The 21,013-nt window shown below is 72.3% G+C and carries 21 protein-coding genes and 1 pseudogene; 12 read left to right on the forward strand and 10 right to left on the reverse strand.

Annotated features, from left to right (window positions below):
* Nucleotides 1-260: 260 nt before the first annotated feature.
* Entirely contained in the window at nt 261-989 is a 729-nt protein-coding gene (locus tag HNR12_RS18280) for a GbsR/MarR family transcriptional regulator (RefSeq protein ID WP_179768755.1), read from the reverse strand.
* A gap of 295 nt (nt 990-1,284) precedes the next feature.
* On the opposite strand from HNR12_RS18280, the gene HNR12_RS18285 reads away from it, so the two are divergent.
* The 4 genes from HNR12_RS18285 to HNR12_RS18300 all read left to right on the forward strand — a co-directional run bounded on the left by HNR12_RS18285 (nt 1,285) and on the right by HNR12_RS18300 (nt 6,350).
* A complete protein-coding gene (locus HNR12_RS18285; protein WP_179768756.1) occupies nt 1,285-2,433 on the forward strand; it encodes a serine hydrolase domain-containing protein in 1,149 nt (382 codons plus the stop codon).
* 284 nt (nt 2,434-2,717) lie between these two features.
* On the forward strand, nt 2,718-2,954 hold the full coding sequence (locus HNR12_RS18290) for a heavy-metal-associated domain-containing protein (protein ID WP_179768757.1): 237 nt from the start codon (nt 2,718-2,720) through the stop codon (nt 2,952-2,954).
* Nucleotide 2,955: 1 nt separating this feature from the next.
* The gene (locus HNR12_RS18295; protein ID WP_179768758.1) at nt 2,956-3,861 is read left to right on the forward strand and encodes a hypothetical protein; all 906 of its coding nucleotides are present in this window, start codon (nt 2,956-2,958) and stop codon (nt 3,859-3,861) included.
* A 77-nt stretch (nt 3,862-3,938) separates the two neighbouring features.
* Complete coding sequence (locus HNR12_RS18300) at nt 3,939-6,350, forward strand: heavy metal translocating P-type ATPase (protein ID WP_179768759.1); 2,412 nt, start codon at nt 3,939-3,941, stop codon at nt 6,348-6,350.
* An 89-nt stretch (nt 6,351-6,439) separates the two neighbouring features.
* Here HNR12_RS18300 and HNR12_RS18305 read toward each other — a convergent pair whose 3' ends face one another.
* On the reverse strand, nt 6,440-6,676 hold the full coding sequence (locus tag HNR12_RS18305; protein ID WP_179768760.1) for a helix-turn-helix domain-containing protein: 237 nt from the start codon (nt 6,674-6,676) through the stop codon (nt 6,440-6,442).
* Nucleotides 6,677-6,787: 111 nt separating this feature from the next.
* Complete coding sequence (locus tag HNR12_RS18310; protein WP_179768761.1) at nt 6,788-7,192, reverse strand: ATP-binding protein; 405 nt, start codon at nt 7,190-7,192, stop codon at nt 6,788-6,790.
* A gap of 435 nt (nt 7,193-7,627) precedes the next feature.
* Between HNR12_RS18310 and HNR12_RS18315 the strand changes: the two genes are divergently transcribed.
* The 3 genes and pseudogenes from HNR12_RS18315 to HNR12_RS18325 all read left to right on the forward strand — a co-directional run.
* Nucleotides 7,628-8,443 (forward strand): helix-turn-helix domain-containing protein, encoded by an 816-nt coding sequence (locus HNR12_RS18315; RefSeq protein WP_179768762.1) that lies wholly within the window; start codon nt 7,628-7,630, stop codon nt 8,441-8,443.
* On the forward strand, nt 8,436-8,615 hold the full coding sequence (locus HNR12_RS18320; protein ID WP_179768763.1) for a DUF397 domain-containing protein: 180 nt from the start codon (nt 8,436-8,438) through the stop codon (nt 8,613-8,615). The genes HNR12_RS18315 and HNR12_RS18320 overlap by 8 nt, the downstream gene beginning before the upstream one ends.
* Before the next feature lie 79 nt (nt 8,616-8,694).
* Nucleotides 8,695-9,219: pseudogene (locus HNR12_RS18325) on the forward strand (transposase); the annotation flags it as partial.
* A gap of 87 nt (nt 9,220-9,306) precedes the next feature.
* Here the strand turns inward: HNR12_RS18325 and HNR12_RS18330 are convergent.
* From HNR12_RS18330 to HNR12_RS18340, 3 genes are all read right to left on the reverse strand, one after another.
* Entirely contained in the window at nt 9,307-9,789 is a 483-nt protein-coding gene (locus HNR12_RS18330) for a hypothetical protein (protein ID WP_179768765.1), read from the reverse strand.
* A gap of 51 nt (nt 9,790-9,840) precedes the next feature.
* Complete coding sequence (locus HNR12_RS18335; protein ID WP_308118963.1) at nt 9,841-10,557, reverse strand: protein kinase; 717 nt, start codon at nt 10,555-10,557, stop codon at nt 9,841-9,843.
* Nucleotides 10,558-10,625: 68 nt separating this feature from the next.
* Entirely contained in the window at nt 10,626-11,513 is an 888-nt protein-coding gene (locus HNR12_RS18340) for a radical SAM protein (protein ID WP_246425120.1), read from the reverse strand.
* A gap of 343 nt (nt 11,514-11,856) precedes the next feature.
* On the opposite strand from HNR12_RS18340, the gene HNR12_RS18345 reads away from it, so the two are divergent.
* From HNR12_RS18345 to HNR12_RS29790, 3 genes are all read left to right on the forward strand, one after another.
* Nucleotides 11,857-12,828: a ribonucleotide reductase gene (locus HNR12_RS18345; RefSeq protein ID WP_179768766.1), complete on the forward strand. Its 972-nt coding sequence runs from the start codon at nt 11,857-11,859 to the stop codon at nt 12,826-12,828.
* A gap of 2 nt (nt 12,829-12,830) precedes the next feature.
* Nucleotides 12,831-13,346, forward strand: coding sequence for a hypothetical protein (locus HNR12_RS18350; RefSeq protein ID WP_179768767.1), 516 nt, complete (start codon nt 12,831-12,833; stop codon nt 13,344-13,346).
* A gap of 351 nt (nt 13,347-13,697) precedes the next feature.
* Nucleotides 13,698-14,144, forward strand: a complete 447-nt coding sequence (locus HNR12_RS29790) for a glycerophosphodiester phosphodiesterase family protein (RefSeq protein ID WP_394353927.1) — start codon at nt 13,698-13,700, stop codon at nt 14,142-14,144.
* Nucleotides 14,145-14,460: 316 nt separating this feature from the next.
* On the opposite strand, the gene HNR12_RS18360 is transcribed toward HNR12_RS29790, so the two are convergent.
* The gene (locus HNR12_RS18360) at nt 14,461-15,138 is read right to left on the reverse strand and encodes an AAA family ATPase (protein WP_179768768.1); all 678 of its coding nucleotides are present in this window, start codon (nt 15,136-15,138) and stop codon (nt 14,461-14,463) included.
* A 72-nt stretch (nt 15,139-15,210) separates the two neighbouring features.
* Nucleotides 15,211-15,555 carry a TFIIB-type zinc ribbon-containing protein gene (locus tag HNR12_RS18365; protein ID WP_308118966.1) on the reverse strand — a complete coding sequence of 115 codons (345 nt, stop codon included), beginning with the start codon at nt 15,553-15,555 and terminating at the stop codon, nt 15,211-15,213.
* A 285-nt stretch (nt 15,556-15,840) separates the two neighbouring features.
* On the opposite strand from HNR12_RS18365, the gene HNR12_RS18370 reads away from it, so the two are divergent.
* The gene (locus tag HNR12_RS18370) at nt 15,841-17,559 is read left to right on the forward strand and encodes a serine/threonine-protein kinase (protein WP_179768770.1); all 1,719 of its coding nucleotides are present in this window, start codon (nt 15,841-15,843) and stop codon (nt 17,557-17,559) included.
* Nucleotides 17,560-17,642: 83 nt separating this feature from the next.
* Here the strand turns inward: HNR12_RS18370 and HNR12_RS18375 are convergent, their stop codons facing one another.
* A complete protein-coding gene (locus HNR12_RS18375) occupies nt 17,643-18,626 on the reverse strand; it encodes a LysR family transcriptional regulator (protein WP_179768771.1) in 984 nt (327 codons plus the stop codon).
* Nucleotides 18,627-18,701: 75 nt separating this feature from the next.
* Between HNR12_RS18375 and HNR12_RS18380 the strand changes: the two genes are divergently transcribed.
* Nucleotides 18,702-19,601, forward strand: coding sequence for an EamA family transporter (locus tag HNR12_RS18380; protein WP_218901977.1), 900 nt, complete (start codon nt 18,702-18,704; stop codon nt 19,599-19,601).
* 101 nt (nt 19,602-19,702) lie between these two features.
* On the opposite strand, the gene HNR12_RS18385 is transcribed toward HNR12_RS18380, so the two are convergent.
* Nucleotides 19,703-20,857: an acyl-CoA dehydrogenase family protein gene (locus HNR12_RS18385; RefSeq protein ID WP_179770703.1), complete on the reverse strand. Its 1,155-nt coding sequence runs from the start codon at nt 20,855-20,857 to the stop codon at nt 19,703-19,705.
* Nucleotides 20,858-21,013: the final 156 nt, after the last annotated feature.

Raw genomic sequence — 21,013 nt, forward strand, 5'->3', positions numbered from 1 at the left:
GATGAAGGTTTTCTCCATCGGACCATGCCGGTAATCGCAGTTTCCGACATCACCGGAGGCGGGTCAGGCACAAAAGCCGCAGGCGGGGGCAAGGTGCGCATCAGGGCCGCGGTGGCGAACGGGGCGCGGCGGGCGCAGGGCGGCGTTTCCGGCAAAACGCCCACCGGTTGCGGCGCGGCGGTAACCCCGGTTCGGGATCGGCTGGAGGACCGCCGCGACCCGCCGCCGGACCGCTCCGGCGGCCGGGGCCGGCCGGCAGGTCACCCGTCCGCGGCGGGTCGGTCGGCCCCCCGGCCGCGCTGCCACTGCTCCACTCCGCGGCGCAGGGACTCGCTCACCAGGATCAGGAGTTCGGCGGCGGAGGCGAAGCGGGCCCCGGCCGGGGTGGCGGCGCCGAGGACGTCGACACCGCGCAGCGACGCCTCGTTCAGGGCGTCGGTCATCTGCGCCGAGGCGATGATGGACCGCGCCCACACCGAGTCGTCGATGACGTAGCGCTCGCGGCGGCCACCGGAGTCCCGCTCCCGCCGCACCATCCCCTGCTGTTCGAGGAAGGCCACGGCCTGGGAGACCGACGCCGGGCTGACGCGCAGCCGCTGGACCAGTTCGGCGGCGGTCAGGCTGCCGGAGTCGACCACGTACAGGCAGGCGATGACCCGGGCCGCCATCCGGGGCACGCCCTGCTGGATGAGCAGTTCGGCGAAGGACAGCGTGAAGTCCTGGACCGCCTGGGGGTCGCGCCCGTGGGTGTCGTCGGCCACCGCCGGCGCGGGCGGCCGCTCCCGCCGGCCGCGCCGCGCGCGGTGGCGGGTGGCCTCGTGCGCGCGGTCGGCCCGGTAGGCCTCGGGGCCGCCGTTGCGGGTGACCTCGCGCATGACCGTTGAGGCGGGCCGCCCCAGGCGCCGGCCGATCTCCGCGTAGCCCAGGCCCTCGGCCAGCCAGTCGGCGATGTGCTGGCGGTCCTCGCTGGTCAGTCTGCCTCCGGGCATCGGTGTTCGGCTCCCTTGCGTCGACGTGCGCGGGGATCGGCGCCCCGGCGCGCTGTGCCGCCAGTATGCGTTCACAGCCACCTCATTGCAAAGCGTCGTCGGCAACACCTTTGCGTTCACCACCATGTTCATTGCAAAGAACGGCTGATATCCCGTATGAACAGGAAGAATCCTGAGATCTTTGTGTTGACATATTTTTGAACGCAACGTACTGTCGGCTTTGTTCAGAGATTCCCGAACGCACAGGAGGCGCCGAGGGCGCCGCTCCGGGACCCAGACGACGAGGAGACCCGCCATGTCCGCCACCCCCTCCCCCCGCGGCACCCGCACCGGCGCCGACCGCCCCGAGCTGCGGAAGGCCGTCGAGGAGATCGCCGCCCTCGGCTTCACCGGTGTGCAGGTGCGCGTCAACGACGAGCACGGCACGTGGACCGGCAGCGCCGGCGCCCGCGAGATCGGCTCGGCCGAGCCGCCGCCGACCGACGGGCACTTCCGGATCGGCAGCAACACCAAGACCTTCATCGCCGTCCTGGTGCTGCGGCTGGTGGCCGAGAGCCGGATCGGCCTGGACGACCCGGTCGGCGACCACCTGCCCGGGTTCGGCCTGGACCCCCGCATCACGGTGCGGATGCTGCTCCAGCACACCAGCGGGATCTTCAACTTCACCGGCGAGTACTACGACGACGGCTCGTTCGCGCCGGGGATCACCTGGTCGGGCCGCGAGTGGGTGGAGAACCGGTTCCGCACCTACACCCCCGAGGAGCTGGTGCGGCTGTCCCTGGACAAGCCCGCCCGCTTCGAGCCGGGGACGGACTGGAGCTACGCCAACACCGACTACGTGCTGGCCCGGCTGCTGGTCGAGAAGGTCACCGGCCGCCCCGTGGCCGAGGAGATGCGGCGCCGGATCCTGGAGCCGCTCGGCATGCCGGGCACCCTGGCACCCACCACCGAGACCGACATCCCCGAGCCGCACGCCCGCGCCTACTACCGCTACGCGGCCGACGGCCGCGAGCAGACGGTCGACGTCACCCGGCAGAACCCCTCCTGGATCTCCAGCGGCGGCGACATGGTCTCGACCACCCAGGACCTGCACACCTTCATCTCCGCCCTGGTGGGCGGCCGGCTGCTGCCCGCGGACCTGCTGGAGCAGATGTTCGCGCCGCACCCCAAGGCCGGCTACGGCCTGGGGGTGTTCGTGCAGGAGACCCCCTGCGGCGGCACCGTCATCACCCACAACGGCGGCATCGCCGGCCACGCGGGCCTGATGTACAGCACGCCCGACGGCGCCACCACCCTCACCGCCGGGCTCAACTACGTCGACGACGCCGGGATGTCCCTGGCCGGGGCCTTCCAGGAGGCCACGCGGCGGCTCGTGGCCGAGGTGTTCTGCGGCGGGCGGACCGCCCCGGCGGACACCGCCGAGGCGGCCCCGGCGGCGGGCTGAGCGCCCCTCGTCCGCTCACGGCGGACCCACCGGCGACCCACCGCGCCCCGCACCGGGCGGCACGCGGACGGGCCGCGCCGGGCCACGGCGGCCCGGCGCGGCCCGTTCCGGTTCCGGGCCCGTCCCCGGCGGCGCGGACGGTCCGTTAACGCACCCGATCCGGGTAGTGCGGTGATGTGGGACACAGTGCCCGAATATACGGTAGGGGGGTATAGTATTTCCTAGACTTCAGGGAAACGGCCCGCGGCGTAGCGGCCACCTCCCCCGGATACGAGGAGACCACCATGTCCGACACCGCAAGCACCCCCGGCGCCGCCGTCAGCACCGACTACACGGTCACCGGCATGCACTGCGGCGGCTGCGCGGCCTCCGTCCGCCGCGAGGTGGGCGCGCTGCCGGGTGTCACCGCGGTCGAGGTCGACGTCGCGACCGGGCGCGTCACCGTCACCGGCGAGGGCCCCGCCGACCCCGCCGCCGTCCGCGCCGCCGTGGCCCAGGCCGGCTACACCGTGGAGGGCTGACATGGACACCCGCGGCAGGCTCGGCGTCTACGGCCTCGCGCTGGTCGTGGCGTTCGCCGGGGCGCTGGGCGCCGGACGGATCGCCGACCCGCTGGTCCCCGACACCGCCCAGGCCGACCGGCCCGACGACACCGCGCCGCCCGAGATGGAGCCGGCCGGCCTGCGCGTCGCGCAGGCCGGCTACCGGCTCGACGTGCTGTCGGCCCCCCAGGAGGCCGACGACCGCGACGAACTCGCCTTCCGGATCGTCGGCCCCGACACCCGGCCGGTCACCGAGTTCACCACCGCCCACGAACGCCGCATGCACCTCATCGTGGTCGGCCGCGACATGACCGGCTACCAGCACCTGCACCCGGCCATGGACGACGACGGCGTGTGGCGCACCGACCTCGAACTCGCCGACCCCGGCCCCTACCGGGTCTTCGCCGACTTCGTGCCCACCGCCCACTCCGAGGGCCTGGTGCTGGGCGCCGACCTCGGCGTGCCCGGCGACTACGCGCCCGAGCCGCTGCCCGAACCCGCGGCCACCGCCGAGGTGGACGGCTACGAGGTCGCGCTCTCCGGCGAGATCGAGCCCGGCCGCCCCCGCGACCTCGTCTTCACGGTCAGCAGGGACGGCCGCCCGGTCACCGACCTGGAGCCCTACCTGGGCGCCTACGGCCACCTGGTGGCGCTGCGCACCGGCGACCTCGCGTTCCTGCACGTCCACCCCAAGCTCGACTCCGGCGGCGGCAGCCCCGCCGGGCCCGACATCACCTTCAGCGCCGAGACCCCCTCACCGGGGGAGTACCGGCTCTTCCTCGACTTCAAGCACGGCGGCGAGGTGCGCACCGCGGAGTTCACCGTCGCCGCGGACGGCCGGTGGGAGGTCGCGCCGCCCGGCGAGGGCGCCGAGCACGGGCACTGACCCCGCCCGCACCGCCGCCCGCACCCGCCACCACGCAGCCAGGGGCCCGCAGAGGGCCCGGAGGGAACCCGCACGCAATGAACGGCGACGCCAACGGACTCACCCAGGCGACCGGCAGGATCGAACTCGCCATCGGCGGCATGACCTGCGCCTCCTGTGCCAACCGCATCGAGAAGCGGCTGAACCGGCTCGACGGGGTCACCGCCACCGTCAACTACGCCACCGAGAAGGCGAGCGTCACCTACGGCGAGGGCATCGCGCCCGAGGACCTCGTCGCCGCCGTCGAGAAGGCCGGCTACACCGCGGCCCTGCCCGAGCCGCCGGCCGAACGCGACCCCGGCGGCGCCCCGGCCGAGTCCGACCCGCTGCGCGACCTGCGCACCCGCACGGTGGTCAGCGTCCTGCTGTCGGTGCCGGTCATCGCCATGGCCATGTTCTCCGACCTCCAGTTCGAGTACTGGCAGTGGGCCTCGCTCACGCTGGCCGCGCCCGTGCTGGTGTGGGGCGCCTGGCCGTTCCACCGCGCCGCCGCCAAGAACCTGCTGCTGGGCCAGGCCACCATGGACACCCTGGTCTCGCTGGGCACGCTCGCCGCCTTCGGGTGGTCGCTCTACGCCCTCTTCCTCGGCGAGGCCGGCGAACCCGGCATGGTGCACCCCTTCGAGTTCACAGTCGGGGGCGGCGACGGATCGGCCAACATCTACCTGGAAGTCGCCGCCGGGGTCACGTCCTTCATCCTGCTCGGCCGCTACTTCGAGGCCCGCGCCAAGCGCCGCGCGGGCGAGGCCCTGCGCGCGCTGCTCGAACTCGGCGCCAAGGAGGTCGCGGTCGTGCGCGACGGCCGCGAGGAGCGCGTGCCCGTCGACCGGCTCGCGCCGGGCGACCTGTTCGTGGTCCGCCCCGGCGAGAAGATCGCCACCGACGGCCGCGTTGTCGAGGGCACCTCCGCCGTCGACCGCAGCATGCTCACCGGGGAGTCCGTGCCCGAGGAGGTCGGGCCCGGCTCCGAGGTCGTCGGCGCCACCGTCAACGCCGGCGGGCGGCTGCTGGTGCGCGCCACCCGCGTCGGCTCCGACACCCAGCTCGCGCAGATGGCGCGGCTGGTCGAGGAGGCGCAGAGCGGCAAGGCCGAGGTCCAGCGCCTGGCCGACCGGGTGTCAGGCGTGTTCGTGCCGGTCGTCATCGCCCTGGCCGTGGCCACGCTCGGCTTCTGGCTGGGTAGCGGCGGCACCGCCCAGGCGTTCACCGCAGCCGTGGCCGTGCTGATCATCGCCTGCCCCTGCGCGCTCGGCCTGGCCACCCCCACCGCGCTGCTGGTGGGCACCGGGCGCGGCGCCCAGCTCGGCATCCTGATCAAGGGCCCGGAGGTGCTGGAGAACACCCGCCGCGTCGACACCGTCGTGCTGGACAAGACCGGCACCGTCACCACCGGCCGCATGACCCTCGTCGACGTGGTGCCCGCCGACGGCCAGGACCCCGACGAGCTGATTCGGCTGGCCGGGGCCCTGGAGGACGCCTCGGAGCACCCCATCGGGCAGGCCGTGGCCAAGGGCGCCGTGCAGCGCGTCGGCGACCTGCCCGGGGTGGCGGACTTCGCCGCCGTGCAGGGGCGCGGCGTCGAGGGCACCGTGGCCGGGCGCCGGGTCGTCGTCGGGCGGCCCTCGCTGCTCCAGGAGCGCGGCCTGGCGCTGCCCGCCGGGCTCGCTGAGGCGGCCGAGCGGGCGCACGCCAAGGGCCGCACCGCCGTGGCGGTGGGCTGGGACGGCGCGGCGCGGGGCGTGCTGGCGGTCTCCGACGTCGTCAAGCCCACCAGCGCCGAGGCCGTGCGCCGGCTGCGCGAGATGGGCCTGACCCCGGTGCTGCTCACCGGCGACACCCGGGGCGTGGCCGAGGCCGTCGCCGCCGAGGTCGGAATCGAGAAGGTGATCGCCGAGGTCCTGCCCGAGGAGAAGGCCGCGGTGGTGCGCCGCCTCCAGGAGGAGGGCGCCACGGTCGCCATGGTCGGCGACGGGGTCAACGACGCCGCCGCGCTGGCGCAGGCCGACCTCGGCCTGGCCATGGGCACCGGCACCGACGTCGCCATCGAGGCGGGCGACCTCACGCTGGTGCGCGGCGACCTCCGGCTGGTCGCCGACGCCATCCGGCTCTCCCGCCGCACCCTGGCCACCATCCGGGGCAACCTGTTCTGGGCGTTCGCCTACAACGTGATGGCGCTGCCCCTGGCCGCGGCCGGGCTGCTCAACCCGATGATCGCGGGCGGGGCGATGGCGCTGTCCAGCGTCTTCGTGGTCAGCAACAGCCTGCGGCTGCGCGGCTTCAAGCCGCTGGCCCGCGAGGCCGAAGGCGGCTCCCAGGCCGTCGGCGGCGCCGACGGCTACGGGCAGGCGCCCGGCGGGGACGGCGACGCCCCCGCGCCCGGAGGCGTCGACATCGCCCACGCCACCTGGGGCCCGTCCACCCCCGGCCCCGACCGGGGCAGCGGGGCGTAGCGGACTCCGAGGTCCGACGCATTCCGGGGCCGCCCGCGCGAAGCGCGAGCGGCCCCCGGCGTGTGCGCGGTGGCCGCCTCCCCTTGAAGTCAGCCGCCGCCCGCCTGTGCGGACTCCTCACTGTGAAGCAGTGCGTCGACGTCGTCGGCGTAGAGGCGGCGGTGGCCGCCCACGGTCCGGGCGGTGCGGATGTGGCCGGTGTCGGTCCACCGGCGGACGGTGGATTGGCTGATGCGGAAGATGTCGCGGACCTCGGCGGGGGTGTAGAAGCGGGGCGAGGGCTGCGGCGCGGGGTCCGTGGCGTGCTGCGGGTGCTGGGTGTTCATGGCTCCGTCCGGGGGGTCAAAGTCCAAGGGGTCGGGCACCCCCGCCCGCCGGGGTCTCGCACGGAGGCGGGCGGGGGTGGATCGCGGGCGCGGATCAGTCCGCGGCCTCGGTCAGGGGGCGGCCTTTCCGGGTGTGAACGCGATGACGTAGTAGAGGCCGGGGCTGTGGTCCAGGCAGCCCCATTCGTGGGCGAAGGCGCTCATGATGCGCAGTCCGCGCCCGTGCTCGGCGTCGGGGTCGGCCTGGACCACGTGGGGCTTGGTGGCTCCGGTGCCCTCGTCCTGGGCCTCCACGCGCAGCCGTCCGGGGGAGAGTTCCACGCGGACGGTGATGGTCCTGCTTGTGGTGTGGAGGACGGCGTTGGTCACGGCTTCGGACAGCAGCAGCACGGCGGTGGCCCGGGCGTCGTCGGGGATGTGGCCGGCCGTGGCGAGCGTGTCCTCCAGCCACGCGCGGGCGCGTGCGACCTGGTCGACATAGCGCGCGAAGGCGCGGCAGTGGATGGCGGTGTTCATGCCCGCCTGCCCCACCACACGTCGGGGCGGCTCCACCACAGGTAGGGCCGGATCCGGCCGGCCCGCGCGTGGCGGGGGCGGTAGCGCGTGGAATGGCGCGGCGTATAGGGCGATTGCGGGCGTATAGGGTTCAGCACGGGTCTCCACCTGCTTTCCCAGGTCGGGGATCAAGGCCCTGTTCGGTGTCGTCAGCACCGGCAGGGCCGCTTCTTTAAATGGACAAAACCTCACAGGAGGTGCGAACAGTTGCACGGGGAATTATGCGGTTCCGACTGTTCGTGTGCCTGTCGTCGGCCAGTTTGGCCACGCATCCACGATGGACATAGAGGCAGTTCCAGGGAAGGCCGGACGGCACGCCGAAGAAAGTCGAAATCCTGCGTGGGAACCTGAAAGATTTCGTGGAATGGCCTGGGCGCGGCTGGCACTATTGGTCATATGGACGACCATCGGGATGTTGCCGACGTCCGATTTGGGCGAGCTTTGGCAACGGCGCGGAAGTTCGAAGGGCTCACGCAAGCACGGCTGGGCCGGGACATAGGGCGAAGCGACAGCCATATCAGCAACGTTGAGAGCGGACGGCGTGCCATGGATCCCGCCGACGTCCGCGCAGCGGACAAGCGCCTCGGGGCCAAGGGGCGCTTGGTGCGCCTGTACAAGGAACTGAAAGAGCAGGGAACGGTTGACTGGCTGGAGAACCTTGGAGAACTACAAGCAGAAGCGGAGATAATCCGCGAATGGCACCCCTGGCTCATCCCCGGGTTGCTGCAAACAGAGGGGTACGCGCGAGCGATCATCGCGGCTACTGGTCCGTGGCTGACGCCGGAGAGTGTGGAGGCTACAGTTCGACGGAGGTTACGCAACTCCGAACGTGTACTGGGACAGCCCACTCCCCACTACCACGTGGTCATAGATGATGCGGCGATCATGCGGCCTGTGGGTGAACCGGACGTAATGGCGGCCCAACTGCGCACCCTTGTGGACCGAGTGAAGGAAGGGCGGGTCATGATCCAGGCCCACCCGTTCCATGCGCGTCCCAATGCCGGGCTTGGCGGCCCGTTCAGCCTGTTGTCCTCCCCCACCGCACCGGACACCCTCCACGTGGAGAGCACTTATCGTGGTCAGCAAACGGACGCCCCCCAGGCGGTACGGGAGTTCACCATGACGTTTATGCGCGTACAGGCGTCTGCGCGGACACCGCAGGAGACGGTGGACTACCTGCACAGGATGATTGAGGAGTACGAACGTGGTTGACCAGTGGCACAAAAGCACGTATAGCGCTGCTGCGCAGAACTGCGTGGAGGTTCGCGAGCACGCGGCCGGAGCCGATGTCCGTGACACCCAGAACCGGGACGCGGGGCATCTGAGTATGCCCGCCGCCGAGTGGGCGGCCTTCCTCGTGGCGGTCAAGACCGCCGACCTGTAGTTTCGCCTGTGGCGAGCGCCCCCTTCGGTCTCCTCTCACCTTCTAGCGGTCGTCGCAACACCCTGAGCCAGGGGATGCGATGGGGTTCGAGATCCGCAAGGACAGAGGGCCACAGGGCCGCAAGAAGCTAGAGCGGGAGCGGGCGGAATACTTCCGGCTCATGGAGTCGGGGTACAGCAGTCAGGCAGCTTGCCGGATCGTCGGCGTCAATCGGCGAACCGGCAAGCGGTGGAGGAACGGGACCAACCCGACCAGCGGCCGTCCAGGGGCGCCTCCGGTTACGGAGGCGCCCCGACCTTCGCTTTTGTCGGGGCGGTACCTGAACGAGTCCGACCGAATCCACATCGCCGACCGACTCCGCGAGGGCGCGTCGTTGCGGACGATCGCTGCTGAGCTGGGCCGCAGTCCCTCGACGATCAGCCGGGAGGTTCGCCGCAACCGCACCGAGGGCGCCCGCAACGACTGGCACTACCGGCCGCACGCCGCCCAGGCCCGCGCCAACCAGCGTCGAGCCCGGCCCAAGCCCGGCAAGCTGGTGGCCAACCCCGAACTGCGCGGCATAGTCCAGTCCTGGCTGGAGATGAAATGGAGCCCAGAGCAGATCCTGGACGAGGGGGGCGTTGTGCTTTTCGAAGGGCTTCCGCAGTCCTGGTGCTGAGAGCTTCGGAAGGGCACCGCGCGGAAGCGCGCACTACTCCCGGCGGGCGCCTTCCGGCCAGACCACATCCACCGGAACGCCCCGGCCGCGCGCGGCCGCCACCGCGTCGCCGGTGCCGCCCCTGCCGCCGGAGGGCTGCCCGTCCCAGACCGCGACGAGCCGGTCGATCCCGTTCAGGACCGCCTCGTTCGCGGCCTCGTATGCCTCCCGGCCGGCGGTCCGGTGCGGCATGTAGCGGACCAGGGCCGAGCGCATCAGGAGGCCGTCGAACCGCTCCAGGTTGTCCGGCTTGACCTTCGCCTCGCGGTAGTCCACCGAGGGGAGCACGACTTCGAGCCTCCCGCCGGCCTCCAGGACGACCTCGGCGAAGATCTGGTCGGCCCCGCGGGCGAGGCAGGACAGGCCGACCAGGTCGCCGTCCCGGTACGGCGCCAGCACCTCGGCCAGGGCCGCACGCACCAGCGCAACGCTCTCGGCCGTCAGATTGGAGTGACCGGTGATCCCGATCCGCGTCATGCCGGCTCCTTGGTGGTCGAGATTCCTTGAGCATCGTTCGTGTGGCGGTTCCTAGCCTGCCAACCGATGGTCGGCCCACACCTCGGCTGCCGTTGCCATCTCGGCCAGCCACGACTCTTCAGGGAACCTCTCGGCAAGATGCTGCTGCAGGCGTGCGTTTGCTCGGGCGAATGCGTCGATGGCCGCCGGATCGGCGCTCTCCCATGCGATGCAGTTCCCCACCCAGGTTTCAGCGGCTGCGGGACTATGGCCGCCCGAAATAAGTTGGACGACGAAGCAGGCCGGGGAAATGAAACCGGCTCCTTTTGTAGGCCATTCCCAGTCGACTGCCCAGGTTTGGCCTGAGCCTATCATTATGTTATCGGGCTGAACATCCACGTATAGTAGATCGCTTCCCCGGACGAGTGCAATTTCCTTCTCGGGGAGGAAGGCATCCCATCGCGTTTCTTCCCAGTCGCCGGCGACCTCCGGGATGGGGATTCTTGATATCCGGTTCAATACGTCAATGATTTTGGGGAGGTCGGAAGAACCTGGACTGAAATCGGCTGATCGGCCGTCGATCCGATCGAACCCGAGGACCACCCAATCGCCGTCCTCGGCCTGCCATTGAACCGCGGGTGATACAGGGCGAACAAAGGGGTTGACAACCCATTCTCGAAGGACGGAATCTCGCAGCCCTCCCGGTCGATTTGGGACAGCCTTAACGAAGAATTCTCCTTTTTCGCAATCGATCAGGGCTGTTGTAGTCCACCTGCTTCCCTCGGACACGGGTTTGATGCTCGATATGTGACCCGTGTAAGGCTGGATGAGACCCGCGAACTGAATTGTCAAAGCGACTACCTCCGTGGTGGACACCCACTGCCCGGAGTCCCAGGTTTGCACCAATGGTCGGGATCGCACGGCTTGTGTATCGGGTTCGGCGGGTCCTGGGGGTCCTTGGGCTCTTTGGCAGAGCGGATCGTAGAAGTAGCACGAGCCATCTCCGGGCCACTCAGGATAGTGGAGAGCGGCTTGGTCTGGACGTTCCCCACGCTCAGCCATCCGGACATGATGCAGGGTGAGACATCACCATCAGGGCCGATGCACGCAGTGCCGGTTCCACAGCGGCCGCAGAGGCCCGAAGTGTCCGGGTCCTGATCATGGGCGGCTCGACCAAACGGCCGCACGTGGTCAACGCCGATGCGTGCGACTCCGAGCGACTTGAGGTCTCTTATAATCATATCAACATGCGGGCCGTCGTCCTCCACGACAACCCCGACGCGCAGTGGAATTCTGAGAGCCAATGCTTTTTTCATGTTGGCCCTCGTATGGCGATGGCTCGGGCGCATGGTAACCCGATTGTGTTTCTCGGCGCAGTGGGAATAGTAGGAGGTGGCCAGTGACATTCCATCGCGTTGGAGAAGGTCCCACCAAGCATCCGTGAGATGCACGAGATTGCTGTATACTTCGACCGAAATTCCGTATTCCAAGGCTCGATTGGCCACATCCCCAGCGTCGGGGTGAAGAGTCGGTTCGCCGCCGATGAGTTGAATGTGTTCAACGCCGACTGTTGCGGCTTGATCTACGAGCGCGAGCCAGGAATCACGGGTCATCGTCCCGTGCTCTTCAGTCGGGCCGGACGAGTTGTAACAGTGCGAGCAGTTGAGTTGGCACTTCCTGGTCATGTCCAGCCACAGCATGCGAGGAAAATTCCACGTGCGGCGATCGAGGGCGGTGATGGTCAATATTCCACCTTCTTTCTGGCCTCATGTGCCAGAGATAGCATGCCCAGAGCCTCTCTAACTCAACAGTGACTATCTTGTCCCTGTGTCCCAGTAAAGGATTCCAGGGTGCAAACATTCAGTATTCGGGGCAAACGGTATTTCGGGGCCTGGATATGCCCCATCTCCATTTCTCGGGAGTCCATCGGCTTCGTCGCCCCTGAAGGCTTGCCCAGAGCGGCACCGACGTGGAAGCGGCCAGGCCGGAAACACGGCCCGGAAGACGCTCGTCCACAGGTCTGTGCGTACTCCTGACCGGGCCGACCGGGGCGGGGTACGGTGGCCACGACGATGGGAGGTGCGGACCGTGACCACGACCCCCTCGGCCGTCGAGGAGTCCGGCCTGGACGTGCTCGGCACCGTGGACGTCGACGACGTCCTCGACTACCTCCACCGCGACCTCAAACGGCTGCCCGGCTACCTCGACCTCTACCGGCGCTACCTCGACCTCTACCGGCGCTACCTCCGCCAGCGCTGGGACGTCTTCGCCCTCGACTTCGCCCCCGACGCCCGCGACTGGGCCGAGCGCATGACCGCCGACGAGCGCGACGCCTTCGTGGCCATCTCCTCGGGGTTCCACCACGGCGAGCGCCAGGTCGAGGTCGAGCTCCCGCTGTTCATGCTCGGCGGCGAGGAGGAGGCCAAGGTCTACCTCTCCAGCCAGATCGAGGACGAGGCCCGGCACACCGTCTTCTTCGACCGCTTCTACCGCGAGGTCGTCGGCCTGCCCGGCGACTCCGTGCAGGAGGTGCTGGACGCCTCCTACGGCTACGTCTCCGAGACCTTCATCGGCCCCTTCGGGCTGCTGGCCCACCTCGGCGACTCCCTGCGCCGCGACCCCGAGGACCCCGCCGGCCGGGTGCGGTTCGGCACCGCCTACTTCCTGTGGATCGAGGGCGTGCTGGCGCTGTCGGTCATGAAGATCACCCTGGGCTACTGCCGCGCCCGCGGCGTCCTGCCCGGCTACGCCGCCGGGTTCACCGCCACCTGCCGCGACGAGGCCCGCCACGTCCAGTTCGGCATGCGCTTCCTGCGCGACTCCGTGCGCGCCGACCCCCGCCTGCTGCTGGAGGTCCACGAGACCCTGCGCACCCTGCTCGCCATGAACCGCGCCACCAGCCGCCCCGTGGAGCTGGGCGCGCTGGGCTGGTCGGGCGAGGAGGTCCGGCGGCTGATGATCCGCCAGCTGTGGATGAAGGTCAACGACGTCGGCATCGGCCTGCCGCCCGACATCCGCGACAGCATCCAGCGCATCGAACCCGACCTCGCCGGAGGATGACCGTGGCGCTCGACCGCACCGCACGCCCCGCCGCGGCCGCCCCGGCTCCGGCGGTGGCCGCCCCGCCGCCGTTCCTCGGGCCCGCGTGGGCCGACTCCGTCCGCGCCGCCGTCGACTCCGGCCCCCCGCCCGAGGTCCGCGCCGCCAAGCTCGACAAGTACTGGGCCTGGATCGAGCGCCGCCGCGCCGACTACACCGCCACCTGGGTGCTGGGGGTGCGCGGCGCCCCCGCCGCACTCGGCGGCACCCGCCGCGACCTCACCCTGGAGTGGGCGGCCGGCCGGTGCGTCCGCGCCGCCGTCACCGCGCCCGGCGCGCCCACCCCGCCCGGCACCTACGTCCTCAGCGCCGACTACCCCGTCTGGTGCCGCCTGCTCGTCGGCGACGACCCCGGGCGGGTGCTGATGTACCGGCAGATGCGCCTGGAGCACGGCGACGTCCTGCTGTTCTTCCGCGGCGTGTACTTCTTCGTGGAGTCGCTCGCGGCCCTGGCCCGGGTGCCCGCCGCGCTGCCCTGACCCCGGGCGCCGCGCGGCGCCCCGCGGCCGGGACGGCCCGAGCGGTCCCGCCGCGCTGGCACAATCCCGTCATGTCGGAAACCCCCTCATCCGCCCCCTCGCCCACTCCCGAGCCGCGCCGCCCGCGCCGGGTGCGCCGCGTCGTCCTTGCCGCGCTGGTGCTGCTGGTGGCCGGAACATGGCTGAACAACACCGCCCTGCTCGCGCCCGAGCCCGACACCGGGCCCGACGTGCTCGCCCACCGCGGGCTGGGCCAGACCTTCGACCCCCGGGGGTGTGGAGGCCGACACCTGCACGGCCGAGCGCATGGACCCGCCGGAGCACCCCTACCTGGAGAACACGATCGCCGGGATGCGGGCCGCCTTCGACGCTGGCGCCGACCAGGTCGAGTTCGACGTCCACCGCACCGCCGACGACCGGTTCGCGGTGTTCCACGACTGGGAGGTCGACTGCCGCACCGAGGCAGCGGCACCACCCGCGACTTCACCCTGGAGGAGCTGCGGCGGCTCGACATCGGCCACGGCTACACCGCCGACGGCGGCCGCACCCACCCTTTCCGCGGCGAGGGCGTGGGCCTCATGCCCTCCCTCGACGATGTCCTCGCCGAGTTCCCCGACCGCGACCTGCTCATCCACGTCAAGAGCGAGGACCCCGAGGAGGGCGCGCTGCTCGCCGACCGGCTGGCCCGGCTGCCCCGCGAGCAGCTGGCGGGCATCACCGTCTACGGCGGCGACCGCCCCGTCGCCGCGCTGCGCGCGGAGCTGCCGCAGGTGCGGTCGATGTCGCGCGAGACCCTGACTGACTGCCTGCTGGCCTACGAGGCCCTCGGCTGGACCGGCCACGTCCCCGACTCCTGCGCCCACACCCAGCTGCACATCCCCGAGGGCTACGCGCCGTGGCTGTGGGGGTGGCCGGCCCGCTTCACCGAACGCATGGCCTCGGTGGACACCCGCGTGGTGCTGGTGGCGGGCTCCGGCGGGTTCTCCGAGGGCTTCGACACCCCCGCGGCGCTGGAGCGGGTGCCCGACGACTACGCCGGACTGGTGTGGACCAACCGGGTGGACCGGATCGCGCCGCTGGTGGCGGACGGCACCGGCCGGGACGACGGGGAGGGCTAGGCGCGCTCCCGCGCGCCGGCGGCGCCTTGCGCGCCGCCCGCCGCCCCCGTGCGGGCGGCGTGGCCGGCGACCCAGGCCGCGACCTCGTCGGCGGTGTCCTCGACCTTCGCGTGCGTGGTGTCCAGCAGCCGCACCGGCGGGTCCATCGCGTGGGCGGTGTCGCGCACCCAGCGGGTGTACTCCAGCATCTCGGCGATGCGCGGCTCGTCCCACTGCCGCCACTCCGGCCGCGCCCGCAGCCGCTCGGCCAGCACCTCGGGGTCGGCCATCAGCGCCAGGTAGCGGATCTCGGAGAACAGCGCGCGCTCGGGCAGCGGCTCCAGCTCCGGCGGCACCACCGTGCCGCACAGCACCACCGGGCGGCCGTTCTGGTGGATCATCGCCGCCATGCGCAGCCACGTGGAGCGGAACAGCGGGTGCTCGGTGCCGGAGTCGCGCAGGCCCGCCGTCCACAGCATGTCCTGCTCCAGGACCACGAACCGGTCGGCGAGCCGGCGCACCAGCAGCCGCGCCACCGTGGACTTGCCGGTGCCGCTGGGGCCGGTGACGCAGTACAGCGGCAGGCGGGCGAACGGTTCGCGGTGGCCGCACCGCGCGCACCGCAGCACCGGGCCCTCCTCCACCCGCGGGTGGTCGGTGTGCTCACCGCAGCGGGCGCAGATGAGCGGGTTCACGCCGCCCCGGCCCGGGCCGGGGCGGCGCCACGGGCGGCACCGCCCCGAACGGTCCCGGCGGGGCCGCGCCGGCTAGTCGAAGAGGTCTTCAAGGAAGCTCTTGCGGCGCCGCTGGCCGTAGGGACGGGGGGAGTCGGAGTAGCCGTAGGGGCGGGGGGAGTCGTGGTACCCGCCGCCGTGGTGGCCACCGTGGAAGGGGGCGGGGGAGTCGGGCCGCCCGTAGCCGCGCGGGGAGTCGCGGTAGGGGCGCGCAGCCGCGTGGCCGGGGGCACCGCCGTAGTGGCGCTGCTCGGCGGCGACGATCTGCTCAAGCTCGCCGCGGTCCAGGAAGATCCCCCGGCAGCTCTCGCACTGCTCCAGGTGGATCCCCATGCGGTCGAATGTCTGCATACGGCCTTGGCACTTAGGGCATATCACACGCCCACCATAGCGGCCCGGAACTCGGTGCGGCATAAAGATGAAAACCCCCTCATGAAGGACGCGCCGGCGGCGCCCTCCGGGCGGCCGCCGGGCCCCTCGGCGCAGGCCAGGAGCCCGGGGGCGGTACGCGGCTCGGCTCCGGCCCGGCCGCGCGCCGCCGACCGCCCTTGGTCCGCCCGCGCCGCCGCGGCGGTGGGGGTCCGACGGCAGCTTCTACACTCGCCTTGATGACGCTCCGGCCCCTTCGGACGTCGCCATCTCCCTACGAAGGAACCCTCATCCATGACCAACGAGCACAGTGAGTCGGGGCGGCTGCTCTCCGGCCGCTACCGGCTGTCGGAGCTGATCGGCGAAGGCGGGATGGGGCGCGTCTGGGAGGGCGTCGACGAGCTGCTGGACCGCCCCGTCGCCATCAAGGAGCTGATCATCCCGCCCCAGCTCCCCCGCGACGAGGTCGAGGTGCTGCGCACCCGCATGCTGCGCGAGGCGCGCAGCGCGGCCCAGCTCAGCCACCCCAACATCATCACCGTCTTCGACGTGGTCGAGATCGACGACCGGCCCTGGATCGTCATGGAGCTGGTGCGCGGGACCTCGCTGTCCGACGTCATCAAGAGCGAGGGGCCGCTGCCGCCCGCGCGTGTGGCCAGGATCGGCCTGCAGGTGGCCGCCGCGCTCGCCGTGGCGCACGAGCGCGGCATCGTGCACCGCGACATCAAGCCCGCCAACGTGCTGATCGCGCGCGGTGACCGCGCGGTCCTCACCGACTTCGGCATCGCCCGCCTGGAGGGCACCACCAACCTCACCAGCACGGGCCTGCTGGTGGGCTCGCCCAGCTACCTCGCGCCCGAGCAGGCCCACGGCCATCGCGCCACCCCCGCCACCGACATGTGGTCGCTGGGCGTCACCCTGTTCCAGGCCACCGAGGGCCGCACCCCCTTCCACCGCGCCACCCCCATGGCCACGCTCACCGCGATCGTCACCGCCGAGGTCCCCGCACCGCAGGCCGCCGGACCGCTCACCCCGGTCATCGAGCGCCTGCTGCACAAGGAGCCCGAGCAGCGGCCCTCCGTCCACGAGACCGCCCGCATGCTCCAGGAGGTCGCCCAGGCCGCCGGAGCCGCCCCGGCCGCCGACGACCACGCCACCACCCGCACCGAGCAGCCCGCGCCGCAGGCCGAGCGCACCACGGCCATGCGGGCCGCGCCCGTGCCGCCGCCCGGCGGCGGCGCGCGGGACCGCTACGACGCCTCCATCCCGCCCGGCCCCGGCCCCGGCGGCGCGCGCCGCGACGGCGCCCGGCGCCCCCTCGTGCTCGCCGCCGGAGCCCTCGCGCTGGTCGCGGTCGTCGCCCTGGCGGCGTGGCTGGGTCTGCGCAGCGGCGGCGGCCCCGGCGAGCTGACCGGCTCCGAGGGCACCCCCTCGGCCTCCGCCGAGGCCGGCCCGGACGCCACCGGCGGCGCGGAGGCCACCGCCGGCGCCGGGGACGACCCCGCAGCCGCCGAACCCAGCGCCACCCCCGACCAGGGCGACGACGGCGGCGACGACGAGCCCGAACTGCCCGACATGGAGGAGCACGAGGACCAGACCGGGTTCGCCGTCGACGTCCCCGAGAACTGGCCGCTGGACCGCCGCGAGGGCACCAGCGTCTTCTTCGACATCCCCGGCGGCGGCTACCTGCAGATCGACCAGACCGACAACCCCCGCAGCAACGCCCTGACCGACTGGCAGGACCAGGAGCCCAGCCTGTCGCAGAACTTCTCCGGCTACGAGCTCGTGGGGATCGAGGCGGTCGAGGGCGAGGCGGTCGAGGAGTACGTCAGCGCCGCCGACTGGGAGTTCACCTTCGACGGCGGCGACGGCCGGATGCACGCCGTCAACCGCGCGTTCCACACCGACGAGAAGGGCTACGCCCTCTTCCTGGTCTCGACCGAGGACGACTTCGCCCTCAACCGGGCGATCCTCGACGAGATGACCGAGTCCTTCGAGCCCGCCGAGGAGTAGGGGCGCCGCCCGGCGTGACCCTGCCGGGCGGCCGCCGCGCCCCGGCCCGGGCTGCGGCGAAGCCTTTCAGGCGTTTCACCGTCTCAGCGGCGGTGGCGGTGCGGCGCCACCCCCGCGCGGGCGTCGTGGCCGGGGTCGCCGCAGGGCGGCACCAGCGGCGGCGGCAGGTCGCGGGCGGCCTCGCGCAGCGCCGCCAGGCCGTGGGCGGTGGCCGCCGCCCGCGCTCCGCCGCGCCGCACGCACGCCAGGACCCGCCGCGAGGGCGCCGGATCGCCGCGCAGCGGCAGCCGCGCCAGCCCGTGGTGGGCCGGCAGCGGCGCCAGCCGGGGCAGCAGGCACACCCCGAACCCGTGGGCGACCAGCGCGCAGATGGCGTTCCACTCCTGCGCCCGGTGCGCGATGCGCGGCGCGAACCCGGCCGCCGCGCACGCCGCCAGGATCATCCGGTGCCAGTCGACGCTCTCGGGCGCGGCGATCCACGGCTCGGCGGCGGCCTCGGCCAGTTCGACGCTCTCCCGGTCGGCCAGCCGGTGCCCGGCCGCCACGAGCAGGTCCTGGGGGTCGTCCAGCAGCGGGAACTGCTCGAAGCGGGGGTCGTCCACCGGGGGGCTCTCCGTGGTGGGCGCCACCACGGCGATGTCGGCGTCCCCGGCCAGCAGCAGGTCGAAGCACTCCCCGGTTTCGGCCTCGCGCATGTGCGCCGCCACCCCCGGGTGCGCCTCGCCCAGCCGCAGCACCGCCGGGACGACCACCGACGCCAGCGCCGTGGGGAACGCGCACATCCGCACGGTCCCGGCCGCGCCGCGCGCGTGGGCGTCGAGGTCGGCCCGCGCCCGCTCCCACTGGGCGTACAGCGCGTCGGCGTGGGCCAGGAGCGTGTGGGCGGCGTCGGTCAGGCGCACCCGCCGGCCCCGGCGCTCCAGCAGGTCCACCCCCACCTCGCGGGCCAGCAGGCGGATCTGCTGGGAGACCGCCGAAGGGGTCAGGTGCGCGGCGCGGGCGGCGGCCGTGACCGTGCCCTTCTGGTGAAGCAGCCGCAGGATCTGCAGGCGCCGCACGTCGATCATGTAGTCAGGACTACACGACGCTGTGCACAAAAGCGAGATGGACCTGCACGGTCGGCCGCACCCAGACTCGGGACCATGCGGACATCCCCGGACACATCCCGTCCCGGCGCCCCGTGGCGGGGCCGCGCCGTGCCCGCGCCCGCGCTTGTGCTGGGCAGCGTGTTCAGCGTGCAGATCGGCCAGGCGCTGGGCCGCGACCTGTTCGCCTGGACCGGCCCGGCGGGGGTCGTGGCGCTGCGGCTGGGGATCGCCGCGCTGGTCCTGCTGCCGCTGTGGCGCCCGCGTGCACCGCGCGACGCCCGCACCCTGCTGCTCGTCTGCGCCTACGGCGCGGCCATCGCCGGGATGAACCTCATCTACCCCGCCATGGCGCACCTGCCGATGGGCATGGCGGTCACCGTGCAGTTCCTGGGCCCGGTGGCGGTGGCGCTCGCCGGGTCGCGGCGCGCGGCCGACCTGGTGTGGGGCGGGCTGGCCGCCGCGGGGATCCTGCTGTTCGCCGACACCCAAGGCGGCGGCGCCGACCCGGTCGGGCTGGCCTTCGCGGCGGGGTCGGGGGTGTCGATGGCCGCCTACATCCTGCTCAGCCGCCGGGCGGGGGCCACCGCCGCCGGCGGCGCGCCGCCGGCCTGGGCGGTGGCCGTGGCCGCCCTCATCACCCTGCCCATCGGTGCCGCCCACGAGGGTGCCGCGCTGCTGGACCCCCGGCTGCTGGCCGCCGGCGCCGGGATCGCGGTCCTGTCGGCCGTGGTGCCCTACTCCCTGGACCTCGCCGCGCTGCGCCGGCTGCCGCCCCGGGTCGTCGGAGTCCTGCAGAGCCTGGAGCCGGTGGTGGGCGCGGTGGCGGCCCTGCTCGTCCTGGGGGAGCGGCTCGACCCCGCCCAGTGGGGCGCGGTGGCCTGCGTGACCGCCGCCGCCGTCGGCGCGGTCGCCACCCGCCGCACCCCCGCCGCCGGTCCGGACCCGGGCGCGTGAGGGCCCGCCACCGGCGCACCGGCGCCCTCCGCCGGCCCGGAGCACCGCGCCGGCGGACCGCCGGTGGGGGCGGCGCGGCGCGCCGCCCCCACCGGCGGCGGCTACTTCAGCAGCTGGCGGGCCATCACCAGGCGCTGGATCTGGTTGGTGCCCTCGTAGATCTGGGTGATCTTGGCGTCGCGCATCATGCGCTCCAGCGGGAAGTCCTTGACGTAGCCCGCCCCGCCGAGCAGCTGCACCGCGTCGGTGGTGATCTCCATGGCGGCGTCGGAGGCGTAGCACTTGGCGGCCGCGCCGAAGAACGCGAGGTCGGAGTCGCCGCGCTCGGACTTCGCCGCGGCGGCGTAGACCATCTGCCGGGCGGTCTCCAGCTTCATGGCCATGTCGGCGAGCATGAACTGCACGCCCTGGAAGTCGGCGATCGCCTTGCCGAACTGCTTGCGCTCCTTGACGTAGGCCACCGCGTGGTCCAGCGCCCCCTGGGCGATGCCCACCGCCTGGGCGCCGATGGTCACCCGGGTGTGGTCCAGGGTGCGCAGCGCGATCTTGAGGCCCTCGCCCACCTGGCCCACCAGCCGGTCGCCGGGGATGCGGACGTTGTCGAAGAACAGCTCGCGGGTGGGGGAGCCCTTGATGCCGAGCTTGCGCTCGGGCTCGCCCAGGGTGAACCCGGGGTCGTCGGCGTGCAGCACGAACGCGCTGACGTTGCGACCGCGCGGGCCGTCCGGGTCGGTCACCGCCATCACCGTGTAGTAGGAGCTGACCCCGGCGTTGGTGATCCAGGACTTCTGGCCGTTGATGACCCAGTCGTCGCCATCGGCCACCGCCTGGGTGCGCATGCTCGCGGTGTCGGAGCCGGCCTCGCGCTCGGACAGGCCGTAGGAAAACATCGCCTCGCCGCGCGCCACCGGCGGCAGGTAGCGCCGCTTGACGTCCTCGGAGGCGCCCAGGATGAGCGGCATGGTGCCCAGCTTGTTCACCGCCGGGATGAGGGAGGACGACGCGCAGGCCCGCGCGACCTCCTCGATGATGATGCAGGTGGCCAGGGCGTCGGCGCCCATGCCCTCGTACTCCTCGCCGATGTGGGCGGCGTGGAAGTCGGTGGCGCGCAGCGCGTCGTAGGCGGCCTGCGGGAACACCGCGCGCTCGTCGACCTCGGCCGCGTGCGGCGCGATCTTGTCCTCGGCGACGGCGCGCACCGCCGCGCGCAGCTCCTCGTGCTCCTCGGTGGTGGTGAACAAGGCGAAGTCGCTCATGGCCCGGGCCGCTCCTTCCTCGCTGACGGCGGCGGCCACCCGGCGCACCGCTGGCACCGAGTGTCGCATCATGGCATCTAGTGTCAGCCTACGGGGTGTCGGGGGCAAGGGGAACGGTCGCCGATACTCGGAGTTCGAGAACGCGGTCGCGGACCG

This window comes from Streptomonospora nanhaiensis (genome assembly GCF_013410565.1).
GTDB classification, from domain to species: Bacteria; Actinomycetota; Actinomycetes; order Streptosporangiales; family Streptosporangiaceae; genus Streptomonospora; species Streptomonospora nanhaiensis.

Excerpts from the sequence above, each read along its gene's own strand:
- HNR12_RS18280 (WP_179768755.1), bottom strand. The coding sequence starts at position 989 with ATGCCCGGAGGCAGACTGACCAGCGAGGACCGCCAGCACATCGCCGAC.
- HNR12_RS18285 (WP_179768756.1), top strand. The coding sequence starts at position 1,285 with ATGTCCGCCACCCCCTCCCCCCGCGGCACCCGCACCGGCGCCGACCGC.
- HNR12_RS18290 (WP_179768757.1), top strand. The coding sequence starts at position 2,718 with ATGTCCGACACCGCAAGCACCCCCGGCGCCGCCGTCAGCACCGACTAC.
- HNR12_RS18295 (WP_179768758.1), top strand. The coding sequence starts at position 2,956 with ATGGACACCCGCGGCAGGCTCGGCGTCTACGGCCTCGCGCTGGTCGTG.
- HNR12_RS18300 (WP_179768759.1), top strand. The coding sequence starts at position 3,939 with ATGAACGGCGACGCCAACGGACTCACCCAGGCGACCGGCAGGATCGAA.
- HNR12_RS18305 (WP_179768760.1), bottom strand. The coding sequence starts at position 6,676 with ATGAACACCCAGCACCCGCAGCACGCCACGGACCCCGCGCCGCAGCCC.
- HNR12_RS18310 (WP_179768761.1), bottom strand. The coding sequence starts at position 7,192 with ATGAACACCGCCATCCACTGCCGCGCCTTCGCGCGCTATGTCGACCAG.
- HNR12_RS18315 (WP_179768762.1), top strand. The coding sequence starts at position 7,628 with ATGGACGACCATCGGGATGTTGCCGACGTCCGATTTGGGCGAGCTTTG.
- HNR12_RS18330 (WP_179768765.1), bottom strand. The coding sequence starts at position 9,789 with ATGACGCGGATCGGGATCACCGGTCACTCCAATCTGACGGCCGAGAGC.
- HNR12_RS29790 (WP_394353927.1), top strand. The coding sequence starts at position 13,698 with ATGCGGGCCGCCTTCGACGCTGGCGCCGACCAGGTCGAGTTCGACGTC.
- HNR12_RS18370 (WP_179768770.1), top strand. The coding sequence starts at position 15,841 with ATGACCAACGAGCACAGTGAGTCGGGGCGGCTGCTCTCCGGCCGCTAC.
- HNR12_RS18375 (WP_179768771.1), bottom strand. The coding sequence starts at position 18,626 with ATGATCGACGTGCGGCGCCTGCAGATCCTGCGGCTGCTTCACCAGAAG.
- HNR12_RS18380 (WP_218901977.1), top strand. The coding sequence starts at position 18,702 with ATGCGGACATCCCCGGACACATCCCGTCCCGGCGCCCCGTGGCGGGGC.
- HNR12_RS18385 (WP_179770703.1), bottom strand. The coding sequence starts at position 20,857 with ATGAGCGACTTCGCCTTGTTCACCACCACCGAGGAGCACGAGGAGCTG.